The sequence below is a fragment of the Allobosea sp. FG18 genome (assembly GCF_057809495.1).
In genome coordinates this window covers 159,315-177,260 of the sequence record NZ_JBMDKB010000012.1, presented here as the reverse complement: position 1 = coordinate 177,260, position 17,946 = coordinate 159,315, and the positions used below count along the sequence as shown (strand labels likewise).

The window sequence follows — 17,946 nt, the reverse complement described above, 5'->3', positions numbered from 1 at the left end:
AAAATCTCAGCAATTACCGAGCCGCAGCGCACTGCCGCGAGAGCGGCTTAGTCCTATGGCGCGTAGCTGAAAGGCGACATTCTTCGATTTGAATGAATCTTTCTCGAATCGGAACGGCCGACGTAGTTCTTGCACTCCTCTCGCTGCCAGGTGTCGGTGCCACCATCAGGGCGCGGCACCACGCCGTTGGACCTAGCTCAGTGTTTTCAGTCCGCCGCGAGGTTGCGGCGGACTTCGGGGCTCATCGAGGCGCGCTTTGGGGGAAAACGGCCATCGTTCGGGAGCGACTTCAGCAGGCGCCGTTAATCTATCAGCTGCACCCAGTCGTGCTTCCGCAGGTGTTGCACTTCAGGCAGGTGCCGTTGCGGACCAGCGTGAAGTTGCCGCATTCGCCGCACGAGTCGCCGACATAGCCCTTCATGATCGCCTCGGCCCGGCGCTCCGACTGGCTCGGCTGGGCGGCAGGCGCCGCGAAGCCGAGCTTGGCCATTTCCGCCTCGCCATAAGCTTCGGGTTCCTCCTTCAGCGCGGTCGCGCCTGCCGTGGCGAGAGCCGTCACAGTGGAGGACGAGCGGGCAACCGCATCGTTCGCTGCGTGGTTCCCTTGGCCGCCACCCTGGATGGCGAGCAGGTTGATCGGCTTGCCGCGGCGGAAGCCGGTGGAGGCGAGGGGAGTCGTCACGATCGGGGTCGCATCCGGCGCCTTGTCCTGGCCGACGCCGCTGCCCAACACGTCATGGCCGATCTCGCTCGGGTCGACATGGGCGAGGTCGTTGCGGCCGAGATAGGAGATCGCCAGCTCGCGGAAGACGTAGTCGAGGATCGAGGTCGCGTTCTTGATCGACTGGTTGCCGGCGACGAAGCCCGAGGGCTCGAAGCGGGTGAAGGTGAAGGCCTCCACGTACTCCTCCAGCGGCACGCCGTATTGCAGGCCGAGCGAGACCGCGATGGCGAAGTTGTTCATCATCGCCCGGAAGGCCGCGCCCTCCTTGTGCATGTCGATGAAGATCTCGCCGAGGCGCCCGTCCGAATACTCGCCGGTATGGACATAGACCTTGTGCCCGCCGACCGTGGCCTTCTGGATGTAGCCCGTGCGCCGATCCGGCATCTTCTCGCGTTCGCGCTTGCGCTCGATGCGCTCGACGATGCGCTCGACGATCTTCTCCGAGATCTGGGTGGCACGCGCCGCCATCGGCTGGGCGACCAGCGTCTCGACGGCGTCGTCCGCCTCGTCGTCATCGTCGGAGATCAGCGCCGAGTTCAGCGGCTGCGAGAGCTTGGAACCGTCGCGGTAGAGGGCGTTCGCCTTCAGCGCCAGCTTCCAGGAGAGCATATAGGCGCTCTTGCAGTCCTCGACCGTCGCCTCGTTCGGCATGTTGATGGTCTTGGAGATCGCGCCCGAGATGAAGGGCTGCGCCGCCGCCATCATGCGGATATGGCTCTCGACCGAGAGGTAGCGCTTGCCGATGCGGCCGCAGGGGTTGGCGCAATCGAAGACGTTGTAGTGCTCGGTCTTCAGGTGCGGGGCGCCTTCCAGGGTCATCGCGCCGCAGACATGGACGTTGGCGGCCTCGATCTCGGCCTTGCTGAAGCCGAGGAAGGGCAGGAGCTCGAACGACATGTCGTTCAGCTTCTCGGCCGGGACCTTGAGCGTTCCGGTGAGGAAATCCTCGCCCAGCGTCCACTTGTTAAAGACGAACTTGATGTCGAAGGCGCTCTTCAAGCCCTTCTCGACCGCTTCGATCTTCTCGTCGGTGAAGCCCTTGGCGCGCAGCGTCGAGGGGTTGATGCCCGGCGCCTGCTTCATCGAGCCATGGCCGACGGCATAGGCCTCGATCTCGGCGATATCGGCCTCGCGGTAGCCGAGGGCGCGGAGCGCGTCCGGCACGGCGCGGTTGATGATCTTGAAGTAGCCGCCGCCGGCGAGCTTCTTGAACTTCACCAGCGCGAAATCGGGCTCGATGCCGGTGGTGTCGCAATCCATGACGAGGCCGATCGTGCCGGTCGGCGCGATCACGGTCGCCTGGGCATTGCGGTAGCCGTAGCGCTTGCCCTGCTCGAGAGCCTCGTCCCAGACGATGCGCGAGCGCTCCGCCATGGTGACGGCCGAGCCGCCGAGGCGGGCCAGCGTCGCATGGTCGAGCGGGACCGGGGTAACGCTCAGGCCCTCATAGCCGTCGGCGAGGCCATGGGCGGCCGTGCGGTGGTTGCGGATGACGCGCAGCATGTGGCTGGCGTTCTTCTTGTAGCCAGGGAAGGGGCCGAGCTCGCCCGCCATCTCGGCCGAGGTCGCATAGGCGACGCCGGTCATGATCGCGGTCAGCGCACCGGCCAGCGCACGGCCCTCGTCGGAGTCGTAGCCGAGGCCCATGGTCATCAGCAGGCCGCCGATATTGGCGTAGCCGAGGCCGAGCGTGCGGTACTCGTAGGAGAGCTCGGCGATCTCGCGGCTCGGGAACTGCGCCATCGTCACCGAGATCTCGAGCACGACGGTCCAGAGCCGGCAGAGATGCTCATAGGCCGCGACGTCGAAGGACTTGGTTTCGGTATCGTAGAACTGCAGCAGGTTGGCCGAGGCCAGGTTGCAGGCGGTGTCGTCGAGGAACATGTACTCGGAGCACGGGTTGGACGCCCGGATCCGGCCGGAAGCCGGGCAGGTGTGCCAGTCGTTCATCGTCGAGTTGAAGTGCAGGCCGGGATCGGCCGAGGCCCAGGCGGCGTAGCCGATCTTCTCCCAGAGGTCGCGGGCCTTCAGCGTCTTCAGGACCTTGCCGGTGGTGCGACCGGTCAGGTTCCAGTCGGCATCGGTCTCGACGGCGCGCAGGAAATCGTCGGTCAGCGAGACCGAGTTGTTCGAGTTCTGGCCGGAAACGGTGAGATAGGCGTCGGAATCCCAGTCGGTGTCATAGGTGTCGAAGGAGATGTCCTTGTAACCCTGCTTGGCGAACTGAATGACGCGCTTGATGTAGTTGTCCGGCACCAGCGCCTTGCGGGCGAGCTTGATCTCGCGCTTCAGGGCCGGGTTCTGCTCGGGATCGAAGCAGGAATCGCCATCACCCTCGCAGTTCACGCAGGCCTTGAGCACGGCCTTCATGTGCTTCTTGACGGTCTTGGAGCCGGTGACGAGCGCGGCGACCTTCTGCTCCTCCTTCACCTTCCAGTCGATATAGGCCTCGATATCCGGGTGGTCGGCATCGACCACCACCATCTTGGCGGCGCGGCGGGTGGTGCCGCCCGACTTGATGGCACCCGCAGCGCGGTCGCCGATCTTGAGGAAGGACATCAGGCCCGAGGACTTGCCGCCGCCGGCGAGCTTCTCGCCTTCGCCGCGCAGCATCGAGAAGTTCGAACCGGTGCCGGAGCCGTACTTGAACAGGCGGGCTTCACGGACCCAGAGGTCCATGATGCCGCCCTCGTTGACGAGGTCGTCCTGCACGCCCTGGATGAAGCAGGCATGCGGCTGCGGGTGCTCGTAGCTCGACTTCGACTTCACCAGCTTGCCGGTCTTGAAGTCGACGTAGAAATGGCCCTGGCTGGGACCGTCGATGCCATAGGCCCAGTGCAGGCCGGTGTTGAACCATTGCGGCGAGTTCGGCGCGACGCGCTGGGTGGCGAGCATGAAGCGCAGCTCGTCATGGAATGCAGCCGCATCCTCTTCCGAGGTGAAGTAGCCGCCCTTCCAGCCCCAATAGGTCCAGCAGCCGGCGAGGCGATCAAAAACCTGCTTGGAAGAGATCTCGGAGCCGTAGCGCTCGCCTTCCGGCAGCTCGGCGAGAGCGGCCTCGTCGGCGACGGAACGCCAGAGGAAGGAGGGAACGTCGTTCTCTTCGAACCGCTTCAGGCGCGCCGGCACGCCGGCCTTGCGGAAATATTTCTGCGCGAGCACGTCGCTCGCGACCTGCGACCAGGTCTCGGGAACCTCGATGCCTTCGAGCCGGAAGACGACGGAGCCGTCCGGGTTCTTGATCTCGCTGACGGCCGATCGGAACGGGATCGCGGCATAGGGCGACTGTCCGGCGGTGGTGTAGCGGCGCTCGATGCGCATGATCTTCGTCCCTTGATCTGCCGCGGGCCTGCTTCGCAAGCCACGCGCGGCCGGTTGATCACCGGCTCCTGATGTCAGCCCAAACTCGGTTCGATGCCCTGTGGGATCTCCGCGGTGTCGCCCCGCCGATGGTCCCGGACGCGCCCAAAATGCCCGCGCAAATCCGTTCGCTTCCGCTGTTGATGGCGGATGCGGCGGCAGGCCCGGAACACACTGGAAAACTAGGGTTTCGCAGTCATCCAGAGGGGGTGCCGCCGGTCGTCATGCGATGGTCAAAATCTAGTGCAGATACCCGCTGCGCGTCAAGGAATAGTGCCCTGTGATCCCTGTGGACACGACATCTGGTAGGGATATGTGGGTTATGGGGATAAGTTGCAAGGCGCCCGCTAAGCCTCGGAAATCGCCGGGGAATCGGATACGCATTGGCAAGATTGCCACAGTGCGGGATGAAGCGCAGTCCATAAAATCCCCGCTATTCATGGTTGACGCGAGCTGAATCCGGTGCGCGCCGGGGACTGCCGCGAGCACCGCTTTCAAAGCCACCCGGAAGTGGCTGATCTCGGGCGACTTCCCGGAGAATGCTCCCTGAAAAGGCCGTTCCGAATCGCGGCCGAATCGTGGCGGCGACTCAAGGCGCGCAGATTTAGCGATCGGCTTAAAGTGACGTTAGGTCGGTCAGGCTATGCCGGTTGCAGCGTGATCCGACCGGGATAACCCATGCACCGCTACGCCTTCTGCCTGCTTCCTCTGGTCCTGGCCGGTTGCACCGATAGCGAGCCGCTGGCCCCGGCCTTCGCGGGCGAATGGGCGTCCCGGGCATCCCGGGCGCGCGGCTGCGGCTCGGCGGCGCGGATCACCATCAACAAAACAGGCATCTCCGCTCCCGGGATGCCCGTGGATGGGCTCACCTTCACGAAGGCGACCGTCTCCGGCGCCACGGCGCATGTCGTCATGGAGCTGAGCGCGGGCGTGCGGTTGATTGCGGGGGCGCCCGATCCCAAGAAGCCGCGCGATCGCGACGATCCGCGCGACATGGAGATTCTGGCGACGCTGATCGCGTCAGGCCGGCTGGTCAACGCGACCAACGTGATGTTCCGGGACAAGCAGACCCGCCAGCTCAGGGCCGCCGATCCCGACGTCCTGGCCGTCATGAGCCTGACACGCTGCGACAAGCGCGAAACATCGGGCAGTTTCAGCGCGGTCGGGCTATCGCGGGCTGGACAGTAGGCGGTGCGGGGGCCATAAGTCGCGCGACTATTTTGCATCGCGCGCACGGACTTGAAAGACGATGAAGGACTGGCTGCTGCAGATCTTCACCTGGTGGAACGGCCAGACGATCGGCACGCGTTTCCACACCTGGCGCCATGGCGAGCGGGTGGGCGAGGACGAGTTCGGCAATGTCTATTACCGCACCAAGGGTGGGGTGAAGGACAAGGCGCTCGGCTTCCAGCGGCGCTGGGTGATCTACAAGGGCGACGCGGAGGCTTCCAAGGTGCCGCCGGGCTGGAACGGCTGGCTGCATCACACCGTCGATGTCGCGCCCTCCGAGGAAAGCTACCAGCCGCGCGAATGGCAGCAGCCGCACCAGCAGAATTGGACCGGCACGGCGCTGGCCTATCGCCCGCAAGGCTCAACCCTGGCCGAGGGCGAGCGCCCGGCCGCGACTGGCGACTACCAGGCCTGGACGCCCGGCCGCTGAGGCTTCCGGCGTAGCGCTCCGATGCGCATTGCCATCCAGACATTCGGTACGCGTGGCGACGTTCAGCCCTATGTCGCCCTTGCGCGTGGCCTGATTGCGCGCGGGCACGACGTCCAGTTGGCTGCCCCCGAACAGTTTTCCGATCTGGCGTCGCGTCTGAGAGTACCCTTTGCCCCGCTGCCGGGCACGTTGCTCGACTTGCTCGACAGTGACGCCGGGAAGGCCGCGGTCGCTGCCGGTCGCGGTTTTTCTGCCGGCCTCGCGTTGCTCGGCAAGATCAAGCCGGCGATGACCCGGCTGATGGATGCTGAATGGGAGGCTCTACGTGGGTTCGGACCTCGTCTGATCCTGCATCACCCCAAGTCGCTCGTGAGCCCGGCCATTGCCGCCAAATTGGGGGCACGAAGCCTGCTTGCCTCGCCTTTGCCGGGCTTTACGCCTACATCTGCCTTCCCAAGTCCCATTCTGCCGATCAGGCTGCCAAGCCTGTTGAACAAGCCCAGCCACATGTTGATGGCCGCTGCTCCGGCCCTCCTGTTCGGACGGATGCTGGCGCGGTGGCGACGCGAGCGGCTGGGGCAGCAAAGCCGTTATCCAGACCCCTCGATCGGCGTGCTCTATGCCTATAGCCGCCACATGATTCCGGTTCCGTCCGATTGGGACCCCAAGCGTGTGCACGTCTGCGGCTACTGGTTCCTCGATGAGCCCGAGAGCGGGGTGTCGCCGGCGCTTGCTTCCTTCCTCACGGCCGGGACACCTCCGATCTATGTCGGATTTGGGAGCATGCCGGGAGATCGGCCACGGGAATTGGCCGAAGCAATCGTCGCTGGTCTGCGGCTGGCGGGTATGCGCGGCATTCTCGTCCGTGGTGGTGGGGCACTCGACCTGCAGGAACATGGCGACGACATGCTTGTGATCGATGCGGCGCCTCACGATAAGTTGCTTCCGCACGTTGCCGGAGCGCTGCACCATGGCGGTGCGGGCACGACGGGAGCGAGCTTGCGGGCAGGGGTGCCGATGGCTATCCGGCCATTTTTCGGCGATCAGCCATTCTGGGCTGACCGGATTGCGGCCTTGGGAGCGGGGCCCGGAGCTCTGCCGCGACAGTTGACACCCGATGTCGTGGCGGCCGCCGCAAAAGCACTGCAGGTGCCGGAAGTGCGAAAGCGCGCCGCTGAGCTCGGGAAAGTGATCCGCGCCGAGCAAGGGGTCGAGGCTGCGGTCATCGATATCGAAGAGCGCATGAGCTGTTGACGAAGCAGAGCGCCCTTTTTCCGCTGCCTTTGCCGTGTTACTGCGCGCCATCGCGGTCCTTCCGCGCTGTCGAAGAGATTCGCGCCCGCATGCCGTCGTTCTTTCGTTTCCCGATCCTGGCAGGCCTCGCCTCGAGCGCGCTGGCAACATTGGCCGCCACAGGCCCGGCGCACGCTGATCGCATCCGCAATCCGACGGCCGTCTTCGCCGGGCTCGACAAGATCACCGGCCGCATCATCTCCTTCGAGGTGGCGATCGACGAGACCGTGCAGTTCGGCGCTCTCCAGTTGACGCCGCGCGTCTGTTGGACGCGGCCGCCGACCGAGGCTCCGCAGACCGACGCCTTCGTCGAGGTCGACGAGGTCACGGTCAAGAACGAGTACCGGCGCATCTTCACCGGCTGGATGTATGCGGCGAGCCCGGGCCTGCACGGCGTCGAGCACGCGATCTACGATGCCTGGCTGACCGACTGCAAAGGCGGCACCGAACTCGTCGTCGATCCCAAAGAGCCGGAAGCGCCACCGGTCGAGGACCCGCGCCGCCCGCGCACGCCCAACCAGCCGCTGCCTGGACAGCAAGCCGCTCCGCCGCCGCCCGGCGGGCGCATCGATGTCGAACCGCCGCGCGGTGTGCCCGTGCAGCCGCAGCGGCCGAGCCAGCGCTTCTTCCCGACCAATCCCGCCCCCGGCCGCGACCCGTATATGGGCGGCAACTGATCCAGCAGGCTCGCGGCAAGGCGCTCAGAGCGAGGCGAGCGCCTCGCGGCCGCTCAGCGGCCTGACCTGCCAGTCGCCCGGGTGCCGCAACGCATCGTCGAGCAGGCCGCGATAGCCGTCGCGCGGGATTTCGATCGTGCCGAACTGGGCGAGGTGGCCGGTCTGGAACTGGGTATCCAATAGCCGGTAGCCGCCCTGCCTGAGGCGGGCGACGAGATGGACCAGTGCGACCTTCGAGGCGTCGGTCTCGCGGTGGAACATGCTCTCGCCGAAGAAGGCACCGCCGAGCGAAAGCCCGTAGAGGCCGCCAACCAGCCGGCCCTCGCGCCAGCACTCGACCGTATGGACATGGCCGAGCGCGAAGAGCTCGCCGAAGATCTCGCGGATGCGCGTATTGATCCAGGTTTCGGCCCTGTCCGGCTTGGCCTCGGCACAAGCCGCGATGACGGCGTCGAAGGCGGTGTCGACCCGGATCTCGAAACGGTCCGAGCGCACGGTGCGGGCGAGCCGCGCCGAGAGATGGAAGCGGTCGAGCGGGATGATGCCGCGCAGTTCCGGCTCTACCCAGAACAGGCTGGGGTCGTCGGCGCTCTCCGCCATCGGGAAGATGCCGGCGGCATAGGCGCGCAGCATGATCTCCGGCGTGATCGCAGGGGAACGGACGGGCACGGAACGAGCCTTCATGACCGGATGGGAGCGTGAGGCGGGCTTTGAGTCAAACGGAAGCGGTGAGGGTTGATCGTACTTGCGAGGAGCGAGGCGACGAAGCAATCCAGGGGGCTGGTGAGACGTTCGACCCAGTTTCCTGGATTGCTTCACCGCGCTCGCAATGACGGCTGGTGCCGAGGTTGCGCAAGGGAGCCTCCGCGTCATCCCGGACAAGCGGCGGAGCCGCGCCGATCCGGGATCCATCGTAGGATGGTGCGCTCTACGATGGATTCCGGGTCAAGCCCGGAATGACGGCGAGGTTCAGTGCGAACTTGAGGCTCCCGCAGCAGGCGCCATGGCTTCAGATCAAGCCTGAAGCCATGGCCGCAAGCGGCTGATGGATCAGCCTTTCGTCGGCTCGGCACCCGGCGTTTCGTTGCCAGCCTCGCCGTCCTCGTCTCCTTCGCCGTCGTCGTTGATGCACTCGACCGAGACGACCTTCTCGTCCTTGGCGGTGTTGAACACCGTCACGCCTTGCGTCGAGCGTCCGGCGATGCGGATGCGATTGTCCGGGCCGGCATCGACGGGGACGCGGATGAGCTGGCCGCCATCCGTGACCAGCATCAGCTGGTCGCTGTCGAGGGCCGGGAAGGAGGCCACGAGCTTGCCGTTGCGGTCGTTGACGACCATGGCGACGATGCCCTTGCCGCCGCGTCCGGTGACCCGATACTCGAAGGACGAGGTACGCTTGCCGTAGCCGCGTTCCGAGATGGTCAGGATGAACTGCTCGGCTGCGCCCATCGCGGCGTATTTCTCCTGACCGAGCTCGATATCGCCGGCGCTTTCCTCCGCATCGGCCTCGGTCGCCGCCGTGGTCTCCGCACCGTCCTCGGCCTCGCCGGTCAGCGCCCTGCGGGCGGCCGCGGCGCGCTTGAGATAGGCGGCGCGCTCGTCCGGTGTCGCATCGAGATGGTGCAGGATCGCGAGCGAGATCACCTCGTCACCCTTGGCCAGATTGATGCCGCGCACGCCGGTCGAATCGCGGCCCTTGAAGACGCGAACCTCCTGCACCGCGAAGCGGATGCACTGGCCGTCGGCCGTGGTCAGCAGCACGTCGTCGTTCTCGGTGCAGATCTGCACGTCGACGATATGGTCGCCCTCGTCGAGCTTCATCGCGATCTTGCCGGCGCGGTTGACGTTGACGAAGTCGGAGAGCTTGTTGCGACGCACGCCGCCCGAGGCGGTGGCGAACATCACGTCGAGCGTCTCCCAGCTCGCCTCGTCCTCCGGCAGCGGCATGATCGTGGTGATGCGCTCGCCGGCCTCGATCGGCAGCATGTTGACCAGCGCCTTGCCGCGGGCATTCGGCGCCGAGAGCGGCAGGCGCCAGACCTTTTCCTTGTAGACCTGGCCTTCGGAGGAGAAGAACAGCACCGGCGTATGGGTGTTGGCCACGAAGAGCCGGGCGACGAAATCCTCATCCTTGGTCGCCATGCCGGAGCGACCCTTGCCGCCGCGGCGCTGCGCCCGATAGGTCGAGAGCGGCACGCGCTTGATGTAGCCGCCATGGCTGACGGTGACGACCATGTCCTCGCGGGCGATCAGATCCTCGTCGTCGAGGTCGGAACCCCAATCCTGGATCTCGGTGCGGCGCGGCGTGGCGAAAGCGGCCTTCACCTCGGCGAGTTCGGTCTTGACGATCGTCTGGATGCGAAGGCGCGAGCGCAGGATCTCGAGATAGTCGGCGATTTCCTTGGCGAGCTTCTCCAGCTCGTCGCCGATCTCGTCGCGGCCCAGAGCGGTCAGGCGGGAGAGGCGCAGTTCGAGGATCGCCTTGGCCTGCGCGTCCGAAAGCCGGTAGGTGCCGTCCGGATTCATCGGGTGGCGCGGATCGTCGACGAGCGCGATCAGCGGGGCGATATCGTCGGCCGGCCAGTCGCGCGCCATCAGCGATTCATGCGCCGCGGCAGGCGTCGGCGCCGTGCGGATCAGGCGGATGACCTCGTCGATATTGGCGACGGCGGTGGCCAGGCCGCAGAGCACATGGGCGCGCTCGCGGGCCTTGTTCAGCAGGTAACGCGTCCGCCGCGAGACCACTTCCTCACGGAACTCGACGAAGGCCGAGATGAAGTCCTTGAGGTTCAGCACCTCGGGCCGCCCGTTGTTCAACGCCACCATGTTGGCGCCGAAGGAGGTCTGCAGCGGGGTGAAGCGATAGAGCTGGTTCAGCACGACATCGGCGACGGCGTCGCGCTTGACCTCGATGACGACGCGCACGCCCTCGCGGCTCGATTCGTCACGCAGGTCGGAGATGCCCTCGATGCGCTTCTCGCGCACGAGATCGGCGATCTTCTCGACCATCGAGGCCTTGTTCACCTGATACGGGATCTCGGTGACGATGATCGCCTCGCGCTCCTTGCGGAGCTCCTCGATATGCGTCTTCGCGCGCATCACGATCGAGCCGCGGCCGACATGGTAGGCGGCATGGATGCCGCTGCGGCCCATGATCGAGGCGCCGGTCGGGAAGTCGGGGCCGGGGATGATCTCGATCAGGTCGTCGATCGAGATCTCGGGATCGTCGATATAGGCGACGCAGGCATCGATGACCTCGCCGAGGTTATGCGGCGGGATGTTGGTCGCCATGCCGACGGCGATGCCGCCCGCGCCGTTGACGAGCAGGTTGGGGAAGGTCGCAGGGAGGACCTTGGGCTCCAGGCGGCTGTCGTCGTAAGTGGGCTGGAAATCGACCGTGTCCCGGTCGAGGTCGCTGAGCAGGGGCATGGCCGGCTTGGCCAGCCGGCTTTCGGTGTAACGCATGGCCGCCGGGGGGTCGCCATCCATCGAGCCGAAGTTGCCCTGGCCGTCGACGAGCGGCACGCTCATCGAGAAAAGCTGGGCCATACGGACGAGCGCATCATAGATCGCCTGGTCGCCATGCGGATGGTACTGACCCATGACCGCGCCGACGATGTTCGCCGATTTGACGTGCTTCTTCTCCGGGGTCTGGCCGTTCTCCCACATCGAATAGAGGATGCGGCGGTGGACCGGCTTCAGGCCGTCGCGGACATCGGGCAGAGCGCGGCTCACGATCACGCTCATGGCGTAATCGAGATAGCTCTTCTTCATCTCGTCGGTGATCGCGATCGGCTTGATGTCGCCGCCGAGATCCGGGGCTCCGTCGCGCTTGTCGTCGGTATCGTCGCTCAAGGAGAAATGTCCCGATTCCTGCTGGTTTTTCAGCCTTCTGGCTAGCCGATTCCAGCAGGAGAAGCCAGCAAAAGCGGGTGCTGTCCCGGCAAAAATTACGCCAATAAATTCAGCGCGTTAGAAGGCGTTCTCGAAGGTCTTCCGGCGCGCTGCCTCATTCCGGCCTTTCTTGGCGCGTGACGGCGGGCTTTCGGCATGCTGATGTGCCGCCATGTTCATCGAATTCGCCACTGCAGCCCTGGTCACCATGCTGGTGACGCTCGATCCTCCGGGCCTCGCGCCGATCTTCCTGTCGCTGACGCGCGGGATGTCGGAAGGCGAGCGCAAGCAGGTCGCGATCCGTGCCTCGATCATCGCCTTCTGCATCATGGCCTTCTTCGCCGTGGCCGGCGACATCGTGCTGAAGGCGCTCGGCGTCTCGCTGCCGGCCTTCCGCATCGCGGGCGGGCTGTTGCTGTTCTGGATCGCCTTCGAGATGGTGTTCGAGCGCCGCACCGAGCGCAAGCAGCAGACGGCGGACACCGCGATCACGCAGGATCATATCCGCAACGTCGCGGCCTTCCCGCTGGCGATCCCGCTGATGGCGGGGCCGGGCGCGCTGACGGCGATGATCCTGCTCGCCGGCCGCGCCCATGGCGATCCGCTGCTGCTGGCGACGCTCGCGGTGATCTGCGGGCTGGTGGTGCTGTCCTGCCTTGCTGTCTTCCTGACGGCGACGCCGATCGCGAAGCTCCTGGGCGTCACCGGCAATATCGTGCTGACGCGCCTGCTCGGGGTGATCCTGGCGGCGCTGGCCGTGCAGTTCGTGATTGATGGGATCAAGGCTGCCGCGCAGGGGGGGTAGGCGGAGGGGATTTGCCTGCTTTCGACCCATTGCGGAAGTCCATCGATCACCATGGTTTGCTATGATCGCGACGGAACTGCTTGAGCCAACGATTTCGCAGGAACCGGCGAACGGCCAGAATGCCCATGAGGGTAAGCAATACAAAGAAGGCGAGCCAGCCTGACAACCCCAAGAAAAACCAAAAGGGGCTGTCTCCAATCGAATAGTAGCGGCTAACTCCCTTGGGACCTGCCAAGATTGAGCCTTGCCGAACAACGTGGATCAATTGCCATCCTGAAAACGCCCAGAACGAGAGACCCACAAGACAGAGGAAAATCGCTTTCAACTCAGGCCCTCGGCGGTTTCCGACTGAAATGTGCCGCAGATGCCGTCAATGATTAGTTACGACCCGTTGCGGACCTCGCAGCACAGCGTACACCAATCAGCGCTTCGGCCCCATCGTCCCAACCGTTCGCAACCGCGCCGACCTGACCCAGCCGCTGATGTCGTTGCTCGTCCGCGGATTGAGATACATGATCGAGGACCAGCCATCCCGCATTTGCACATAGGCGATGACTTCTTCCTTGGGGATGATGAAGACGCCCTTCATCGGACAGGCGCTGTCCGGCGCCGAATGGAATTGCAGGCGGCCTGAGCCGATCACGATCGGGCTCAGCGGCGGTGAGAGGGCGGGAGCCCGGTCCGAGCCGGCCTGCGGCTCGGTGCAAGCGGCCTCTGCGGCATGGGATATAAGCGCCCATGCGAGGAACATGGCTGGCCCCGTCATCCTCAGGGCGTGCTCTTCCGCGCTGTAGGCCGGTTTCGCGAGCACGCTAGAGCATGCCGGCGTCAACGGAACCGCGCCGTCATCCCGGACAAGCTGCGCAGCAGCGCCGATCCGGGATCCATCGTAGAGTTCCGGAACTCTCCGATGGATCCCGGGGTAAGCCCGGGATGACGATGTGGTTCCGAGTTCAAGCCGCGAGCGGGAGGGGCGCCGTCACAGGGCTAGCGGTTTCCGAAACAGCCTCTTGCGATTCACATAAGTATGTGCTTATGTATCGCCATGATCGAGAACGAGGTCTTCAAGGCGCTGGCCGACCCGACGCGGCGCGCCATCCTCGACAAGCTTACTGCGGGCAGCCTGAACGCCAGCGCATTGCGCGAGGGCATGACGATCAGCCAGCCGGCGATGTCGCAGCATCTCGCCGTCCTGCGCGGCGCGGGGCTCGTCCGTGAGGAGCGGCAGGGGCGCTTCGTGAACTACCGGGTCGATCCGGAGGGGCTGGCGCTGGTCGCGCAATGGCTGACGAAATACCGCGCTTTCTGGCCGGCACGGATCGGCGATCTCAGGACCTTGCTCAAGGAGATGGATCAATGAGCGGCGATGACGGCCAGGCGACGATCGATCCTCTCGTCTTCGAATTCCGGTTCGAGGAGCCGCCCGAGAAGCTCTGGCGCGCCCTCAGCACGCCCGGCCTGCGCGAGCACTGGCTGCCCGATGCGGAACTGGCCGATCCCGAACCGAGCGTCGTCACGCCGGGGGCGGCGCTCCGCTATCACATGCGCGACAGCGAGCCGCCCTTTCTCGAAAGCGTGGTCACCTTCCGCATCGACGCCAGCGAGGCCGGCGGAAGCAGCCTGCAGGTGATCCATGAATTGACCGATCGGCGCGTGGGGCTGGAGCTGACCCCGGCGAACAGCAATGCGCCGCCGGTGATGCGCGCCGCCGCCTGAGGCGACGCGAAACCACACCATCCATTTCCCCGAGCCTTTGGAGTTCGCCGATGCGCGAAGCGATGCAACTCGTCCCTATGGTCGTCGAGCAGTCGAGCCGCGGCGAGCGCTCGTTCGATATCTACTCGCGGCTGCTGCGCGAACGGATCATCTTCCTCAACGGCGAGGTCAACGACGCGATGAGCGCGCTGGTCTGCGCGCAGATCCTTTTCCTCGAGGCCGAGAACCCGAAGAAGCCGATCCATCTCTACATCAACTCGCCGGGCGGCGTGGTGACCAGCGGCTTCGCCATGTACGACACGATGCGCTACATCCGCTCGCCGGTGCATACGCTGTGCATGGGCACGGCGCGCTCGATGGGCTCGTTCCTGCTGATGGCCGGAGAGCCGGGCGAGCGCGGGGCGCTGCCCAATGCGAGCCTGCATGTCCACCAGCCGCTCGGCGGCTTCCAGGGGCAGGCCTCCGACATCTTCATCCATGCCGAGGAGATGCGGCAGACCAAGCATCGCCTGACCCGGCTCTATGCCGAGCACTGCGGGCGCAGCTACGAGGAGGTCGAGCGCACGCTCGACCGCGATCGCTTCATGACGGCGGAGGAGGCGCTGGAATGGGGCCTGATCGATCGGATCGTCCATCGGATGGAGGAGCCGGCCGCGGCGTGAGCCCTACACGCGAGGTCATCCCGGGCGGAGCGAAGCGTAGACCCGGGATCCATGCCGGAACGATTCAGGCATGGATCCCGGATCGGCGCCGCTGACGCGGCTTGTCCGGGATGACCGCTCGGGTGAACGAGGGCGTCCGGCTACTTTTCCAGGAACGCCCGGATCGCGCCTTCCGCCTGCTTCATCGACACCACGCCGTCGAGATGGCCGCGGGCGCCGTCGATGGTGGCGTGGGTGATGTCGCGCCCGGCCGCCTTCGCCGTCTTCACCGTCGTCGCGACCATGTCGGGCGTGAAGACGAGGTCCTTCGGCTGGGTGATCAGCAGCATCGGTGCCTTGATCTTCGCCATGCCGTCGGCAAGCGAGGTGCCGCCCGCCGCGAAGAGCTGGTTCGCCTTGACGAGATAGAGGAAATGGTTGGCGTCGGAGAGCTTGGCGCGGGCCATGCCGGCATTGTCGAGCACGCTCTGGACCTGGAACTTGTTGGCGAGTGCCTTGCCGGGTTCATCGCCCTCCTTGGCCGGACGGCGGCCGAAGGTGGCGTTGGCCCAGTCCTGGTGATTGGCCTGCAGCGTCACCGCCGTCAGCGCCTTGGCAAGACCGGCGAGAGGCGGGGCCTTGCCGTAGTAGTCGCCGTTGTTCCAGTTGGGATCGACGAGGATGGGCGCGGCCCAGACGTCGAGCCAGGCGATCAGCATGGCATCGGCCTCGCCGGCGCCGATCACCGGCATGGCCTTGGCGACCATCTCGGGATGGCTCGCCGCCCATTCGAAGGTCTGGAGCGAACCCATCGAGGGACCGGCGACGAGCGCGAGCTTCTTGATCCCGAGGCTCTCGACCAGTGCCTTCTGCACCTCGACGAAATCGCGGACCGTGACGACGGGGAAGTCGAGGCCATAGGGCTTGCCGGTGTCGGGGTTGGTCGAGGCCGGGCCCGTCGTCGTGGTCTTCGGGTCGCCGGTGTTGAGGTTCACCAGCGTGTCCGAGGACAGGACGAAATACTTGTTGGTGTCGATCGCCTTGCCCGGGCCGACGATCGCGTCCCAGTAGCCCGGCGCCGGGTCGCTGGCCGCGTATTTGCCGGCGGCATGCGAATTGCCTGAGAAAAAGTGGCAGATCAGCACGGCGTTGGACTTGTCGGCGTTGAGCGTGCCGTAGCTCTCCCAGCCGACGCGGACATTCTTCAGCGTGCGTCCGCTCTGGGTGGTGAAGCTCGGGAGCTCGAAGACCTTCTTCTCGACCGCCAGATCCTGTGCCTCGGCCATGCCTGCCGTCATCCACCCTGCGAGCGCCAGCGCGCCCATGATCCACATCTTCATCGCTGCATCCTTCCCGCTGCCGCAACCAGATCCGTCCGCATCAGAGCGGATTTACGATGATCGCGAAAGCGGGGATTCAACGCGTGAGCAGCGTCGGAACGAGGGAGGCGCCGGCCGGGCTCACGAGGGCCTCTGTCTCGATCTCGAAGGCTGGAGCATCGACCGGGCCCTTGAGCAGGAAGGGCAGCTTCGTGGCGCCGTTCGGGGAGGCGAGCAGTGCGGTCATGTCCAGGGTGCGGGTGCGCAGCGCGGCGCTGCCGGCAAGGTTGAAGCGGTAGTTCGCGCCGATCATCTGCGCCTCGGTCAGGGCGAGCAGGCCTCCGGCGATACCCGCATTGGCACTGATGCTCTCGTAGGGCGTCTTGCCCTGCCGCCAGTCGCGCAGCGCCTGGACCGGGCTGCGCTCGGCGCGGCGGAGCAATTCGCCGAAGGCGACGCCGCCGATCTCGCCCTGCCGGGCTGCCAGGTTGATCCGGCCGGTGAACGATCCCAGCAGCTCGTCGAAAGTGCGGCCGACGCCGTCCAGGGCAAACTGGAGATTGCCGGTGCCGCTCAGGCGCCCCAGTTGCGGCAGGTCGGATGCAGCCTGGCCGATATTCACCTTGTCGAGCCCGGCCTGAAGCTTGATGTCGACACCGGCGGGGGTGGCGATCGCGAGCAGGCGGCTCTTGATGCTGCCGCCGTAGGCGCCGGCGCGGAGCAGCCCGGTCTCGAAACGCCCCTTCTTGACGAGCAGATAGGTCGCAACGTCGTTGAGCCTCGCGCCCTTTAGGCGGGCTGCGTCGACGGAGATGCGCAGATCGATATCGCGCGCGGTCCAGGCTTCCAGGTCGAAGGGGGTCGTGTCCGCGACATCGACGACCGGGACCGGCAGCCGATCGACGATGCGGCCGAGATCGAGCGTCGCGCCGGCAAGCGTGCCCGACAACGCGAAGCGCCCGCCGGTCTCGGCGAGCTTGATCGCGCCGTCCAGACGCTCGCCATCGAGATTGACGATGGCGTTGCTGAACGAGACCTCGCGCGGCTTCACCTGGATATCGGCCGAGATGGCGACGGCGCCGAGCGCCGATCCCAGGCGCGATTCCTCGTCGAACCAGCCGAGCAATTTTGTCAGCGAAGGGGTGGAGAGGACGAGGGGGCCGCTGATCACGGGCTCGCCGGGGCCGGAGCGGGTGCCTTCGAAGCGCAGCTTCAGCAACGAGGACGTCGCCGACAGGGCCGCCTTGGCGTTGCCGCCGACCATGGGCCAGAGCAGGCTCACCTCGGTCGGGATGCCGCGCCAGTTGAGCTGGCCGGAGAGAGCGAGAGGTTCGTTCCGGCTGCGCTCGTCGATCACGAGGTCGAGATCGCGCACGACGCTCTGGATCGCGCCGTTCGCCCGCAGGAAGACGGAGCCCGCGCTGATGACGATCTTGCTCTGGCTTTGCAGTCGCTCGAGTTCGGCGAGCGCGGGAGCGAGCCATTCGGCGATGCCGTCGCTGCCGGCGGGGCCGGCGATGTCGATCCGGGGCGCGACCAGATCGACCCGGTCGAAGCTGATCTGACCGCTGAACAGCGGCAGCAGGCGCAGATGCGCCTTCATCCGCACGGCCTCGCCGGCGAGTGCACCGTCGCGCTGAGCGAAGGCGACCTGGGACAGGCTGATACGCGGCAAGGGCAGCAGGGCGATCTCGGCACGCTCGATCGTCTTGACGACGAAACCGGTCCGCTCCTCGATCGCCTTGATGGCGCCGCGCTGGACACGCCCGAGGGCGACATCCCAGGACTGCAAGCCCAGGAGGCCGATGGCGACGACGAGGCTGAAAGCGATGATCGCAGCGCGTCTGGTCATGGACT

General features: G+C 65.8%; 14 protein-coding genes. 8 read left to right on the top strand and 6 right to left on the bottom strand.

All coding sequences use genetic code 11. The features are described from left to right. Positions 1 to 310 precede the first annotated feature (310 nt). A complete protein-coding gene (locus ACODTJ_RS15235) occupies positions 311 to 4,045 on the bottom strand; it encodes a vitamin B12-dependent ribonucleotide reductase (protein WP_488849280.1) in 3,735 nt (1,244 codons plus the stop codon). A 717-nt stretch (positions 4,046 to 4,762) separates the two neighbouring features. On the opposite strand from ACODTJ_RS15235, the gene ACODTJ_RS15230 reads away from it, so the two are divergent. The 4 genes from ACODTJ_RS15230 to ACODTJ_RS15215 all read left to right on the top strand — a co-directional run bounded on the left by ACODTJ_RS15230 (position 4,763) and on the right by ACODTJ_RS15215 (position 7,714). After that, positions 4,763 to 5,272: a hypothetical protein gene (locus ACODTJ_RS15230; protein ID WP_454656797.1), complete on the top strand. Its 510-nt coding sequence runs from the start codon at positions 4,763 to 4,765 to the stop codon at positions 5,270 to 5,272. 61 nt (positions 5,273 to 5,333) lie between these two features. After that, positions 5,334 to 5,744, top strand: coding sequence for an NADH:ubiquinone oxidoreductase subunit NDUFA12 (locus ACODTJ_RS15225; RefSeq protein WP_454656798.1), 411 nt, complete (start codon positions 5,334 to 5,336; stop codon positions 5,742 to 5,744). Between the two features lie 21 nt (positions 5,745 to 5,765). After that, positions 5,766 to 6,998 (top strand): glycosyltransferase, encoded by a 1,233-nt coding sequence (locus tag ACODTJ_RS15220; protein WP_454656799.1) that lies wholly within the window; start codon positions 5,766 to 5,768, stop codon positions 6,996 to 6,998. Between the two features lie 89 nt (positions 6,999 to 7,087). Further along, positions 7,088 to 7,714 carry a DUF2155 domain-containing protein gene (locus tag ACODTJ_RS15215; RefSeq protein ID WP_454656800.1) on the top strand — a complete coding sequence of 209 codons (627 nt, stop codon included), beginning with the start codon at positions 7,088 to 7,090 and terminating at the stop codon, positions 7,712 to 7,714. A 24-nt stretch (positions 7,715 to 7,738) separates the two neighbouring features. On the opposite strand, the gene aat is transcribed toward ACODTJ_RS15215, so the two are convergent. Both aat and gyrA read right to left on the bottom strand, forming a co-directional pair. Further along, positions 7,739 to 8,383 carry a leucyl/phenylalanyl-tRNA--protein transferase gene (gene aat / locus ACODTJ_RS15210; protein WP_488849277.1) on the bottom strand — a complete coding sequence of 215 codons (645 nt, stop codon included), beginning with the start codon at positions 8,381 to 8,383 and terminating at the stop codon, positions 7,739 to 7,741. 381 nt (positions 8,384 to 8,764) lie between these two features. Further along, the gene (gyrA, locus tag ACODTJ_RS15205) at positions 8,765 to 11,488 is read right to left on the bottom strand and encodes a DNA gyrase subunit A (protein ID WP_454658989.1); all 2,724 of its coding nucleotides are present in this window, start codon (positions 11,486 to 11,488) and stop codon (positions 8,765 to 8,767) included. A 292-nt stretch (positions 11,489 to 11,780) separates the two neighbouring features. Between gyrA and ACODTJ_RS15200 the strand changes: the two genes are divergently transcribed. Next, positions 11,781 to 12,413, top strand: coding sequence for a MarC family protein (locus tag ACODTJ_RS15200; protein WP_454656801.1), 633 nt, complete (start codon positions 11,781 to 11,783; stop codon positions 12,411 to 12,413). 421 nt (positions 12,414 to 12,834) lie between these two features. Here the strand turns inward: ACODTJ_RS15200 and ACODTJ_RS15195 are convergent, their stop codons facing one another. Next, positions 12,835 to 13,164, bottom strand: a complete 330-nt coding sequence (locus ACODTJ_RS15195; RefSeq protein ID WP_454656802.1) for a hypothetical protein — start codon at positions 13,162 to 13,164, stop codon at positions 12,835 to 12,837. A 276-nt stretch (positions 13,165 to 13,440) separates the two neighbouring features. Here ACODTJ_RS15195 and ACODTJ_RS15190 point away from each other — a divergent pair, with 276 nt between their 5' ends. Genes ACODTJ_RS15190 through ACODTJ_RS15180 form a run of 3 tightly spaced genes read left to right on the top strand, consistent with a single transcriptional unit; the run spans position 13,441 to position 14,791 of the window. Further along, the gene (locus ACODTJ_RS15190) at positions 13,441 to 13,773 is read left to right on the top strand and encodes an ArsR/SmtB family transcription factor (RefSeq protein ID WP_454656803.1); all 333 of its coding nucleotides are present in this window, start codon (positions 13,441 to 13,443) and stop codon (positions 13,771 to 13,773) included. Beyond that, the gene (locus tag ACODTJ_RS15185; RefSeq protein ID WP_454656804.1) at positions 13,770 to 14,129 is read left to right on the top strand and encodes an SRPBCC family protein; all 360 of its coding nucleotides are present in this window, start codon (positions 13,770 to 13,772) and stop codon (positions 14,127 to 14,129) included. The genes ACODTJ_RS15190 and ACODTJ_RS15185 overlap by 4 nt, the downstream gene beginning before the upstream one ends. A gap of 50 nt (positions 14,130 to 14,179) precedes the next feature. After that, positions 14,180 to 14,791 carry an ATP-dependent Clp protease proteolytic subunit gene (locus tag ACODTJ_RS15180; protein WP_488849273.1) on the top strand — a complete coding sequence of 204 codons (612 nt, stop codon included), beginning with the start codon at positions 14,180 to 14,182 and terminating at the stop codon, positions 14,789 to 14,791. Positions 14,792 to 14,931: 140 nt separating this feature from the next. Here ACODTJ_RS15180 and ACODTJ_RS15175 read toward each other — a convergent pair whose 3' ends face one another. Next, positions 14,932 to 16,110, bottom strand: coding sequence for an E22 family MetX-like putative esterase (locus tag ACODTJ_RS15175; protein WP_454656805.1), 1,179 nt, complete (start codon positions 16,108 to 16,110; stop codon positions 14,932 to 14,934). 76 nt (positions 16,111 to 16,186) lie between these two features. Beyond that, positions 16,187 to 17,941 carry an AsmA family protein gene (locus ACODTJ_RS15170; protein ID WP_454656806.1) on the bottom strand — a complete coding sequence of 585 codons (1,755 nt, stop codon included), beginning with the start codon at positions 17,939 to 17,941 and terminating at the stop codon, positions 16,187 to 16,189. Positions 17,942 to 17,946 lie beyond the last annotated feature (5 nt).